The 2,352-nt window shown below is 37.6% G+C and carries 2 protein-coding genes and 1 tRNA gene; 1 reads left to right on the top strand and 2 read right to left on the bottom strand.

From position 1 onward, the window contains the following. Positions 1-538: 538 nt before the first annotated feature. Both Q0507_RS05255 and Q0507_RS05250 read right to left on the bottom strand, forming a co-directional pair. Complete coding sequence (locus tag Q0507_RS05255) at positions 539-748, bottom strand: molybdopterin-binding protein (protein WP_298713421.1); 210 nt, start codon at positions 746-748, stop codon at positions 539-541. A gap of 104 nt (positions 749-852) precedes the next feature. After that, positions 853-926, bottom strand: a tRNA-Gly gene (locus tag Q0507_RS05250). A gap of 196 nt (positions 927-1,122) precedes the next feature. Between Q0507_RS05250 and nhaA the strand changes: the two genes are divergently transcribed. After that, on the top strand, positions 1,123-2,280 hold the full coding sequence (nhaA, locus tag Q0507_RS05245) for a Na+/H+ antiporter NhaA (RefSeq protein ID WP_298713418.1): 1,158 nt from the start codon (positions 1,123-1,125) through the stop codon (positions 2,278-2,280). The last annotated feature ends 72 nt before the right edge of the window (positions 2,281-2,352 follow it).

Below are 2,352 nucleotides of genomic sequence, written 5' to 3'. Positions count from 1 at the left end.
AAACGCCGAAAGTACTTGGCTGGAGACGGCCTGGGAGGATAGGAAGCCGCTGATTGACTAAAAGAAAAAAGGTCTACCTAAAGGTAGGCCTTTTTCTTTTTGCTAGTCTTCGACTAGCTAACCCTGCTAGAGCCGTCTCCAGCCAAGGTTGTAGAAGTTTTTATCTATGTGTATTCATCAATACAGACGGCGTGGGAAAAGTAGGGCAGTAGAAGATGGAGGAGTGAAACGACGACAGATTCACTGCATCACTTTCTTCCGAACGTAAGATTTACCAAACTGCGAAGCAGAGCAGGGAAATCCACAGTGAGGAAGCAAGTAGGGCCACTAAAAAGTAATTATATCTAATCGATGCATACGTCCATTGCATCAGGTTCGACGAAGCCCTACAATAAGCATTGTACAGTAAAAGGCTGTTTTAAATACTGTCATGGGCAAGTGTGATAGGAAGCCGCAGCTAATGGTAGGAGGCAAACTATGTTTTCACCAGGTATTTATTATATACAAAAAAAGAGCTGCCGTAGCAGCTCTAAATATTTTATTCTACACCAACCATTACGCTAGTGGATTTGATAACAGCGATAGCTTCTTTGCCAACTTCTAAGCCCATTTCTTTAACAGATTGAACTGTAATATCAGCAGTAACGATGTTATCATTACCTACATTGATTTTTACGATTGCGTTTACAGCGCCTTCTTGAATCTCAACGATAGTACCTTTTAATTGATTTCTTGCACTTAATTTCATGTTTAACTCCTTGTATTAAATATACAAACAAACATATGATTATTATATTACTATATCATTATAGATAATAATAGCCGTGATACAAATCACAGCTGTTTTATGTATGGAGCGGGCGAAGGGAATCGAACCCTCCTCTCAAGCTTGGGAAGCTCGCATTCTACCGATGAACTACGCCCGCAAGATGTACATATTGTATCATATAAATATAAATATGAACAGATAGAAATAACTTTTATATAGTTTAATTTGATATAGGTCATATCTATGTATACATGGTAACTGCATTGATTATTTTCGAAATGATGTGTTATCATTATTATATTAAGATTATACGTACTTTGCGTATATTAAATAATAGAATAGAGGGGTGCTTAATGAATTATATAAAAGCATTTTTCCAATCGGAGTCTGCTGGTGGGATATCATTACTGTCCGCCGCAATTTTGGGGGTTCTTGTAGCGAACTCTCCAATGGCAGCTCAGTATTTTGCAGTTATGCAAATACATCTTGGTCCAATGACTATACTGGAATGGGTTAATGATGCTTTAATGGCTCTTTTTTTCCTATATGTTGGTATAGAAATCAAGAAGGAAATGATTTCTGGTGAACTCGATACTAAGGCAAAACGTGTGCTTCCCGTTTTAGCCGCATTTGCAGGTGTTATTACGCCAGCAATTGTATATTATTTTGCCGCTGGATATATGCCAGAATATAGACATGGTTGGGGGATTCCAACCGCTACAGATATTGCATTTGCCATAGGTGTTATTACGATGCTTGGTAATAAGGTATCTACAGCGATGAAAGCCTTTTTAGCGGCATTGGCGATTATTGATGATTTGATTGCTATCGTTGTTATTGCTCTTTTTTATGGAGCTGGCGTCAATTTTATGGACTTAATAGCTGCTGCTACCGTAACAGGTTTACTGGTATATACTAATAAGCAAGGCTATTTAAGACCGCTTCCGTACTGTGTTCTTGGTTTAGTTCTTTGGTATCTGGTTTTAAAGTCCGGTGTTCATGCTACCATTGCTGGTGTTGTACTAGCCATGACAATTCCTTTTAAAGGTAAAGTGATAGATAAAGTAGTATATCCAATGGAAGAATGGGCTCATGCATTACGTAATTGGGTAAACTTTTTAATTATACCGCTATTTAGTTTTCTAAATGCTGGTGTATCCTTTGCTGATTTCTCGATGGACAACTTGTTCCATCCCGTAATTATAGGTGTTTCATTCGGTTTAATTTTAGGTAAGCAATTAGGTATATTCTCTGCCGTATATATTTTAGTTGAATCTAAGGCGATTAAGATGCCTACAAATACAACGTGGCCTGAAATTTACGGTACCGCAATTCTGTGTGGTATTGGCTTTACTATGAGCCTCTTTGTTGCTACATTGGCTTTCCCGCCTGGTATAACTCAAGAAATGGCTAAGGTAGGTATTTTTATAGGATCTATCATGGCAGGTTTACTAGGTGCGATTGTTCTAATTATTGCTTACCAAATACGCAAGATGCGTGGTAAAATTTAATAATATAATCTTTTTGAAAGTATAGAAAGGATTCAAATGGAACGCATTTTTGTCTTCTTACGTTCTCCAGGT

Origin of the sequence: uncultured Veillonella sp. (genome assembly GCF_938010505.1) — a bacterium.
GTDB lineage: Bacteria > Bacillota > Negativicutes > Veillonellales > Veillonellaceae > Veillonella.
The sequence above is the reverse complement of the archived record's forward strand: the minus strand, read 5'-3'. Positions and strand labels throughout refer to the sequence as shown.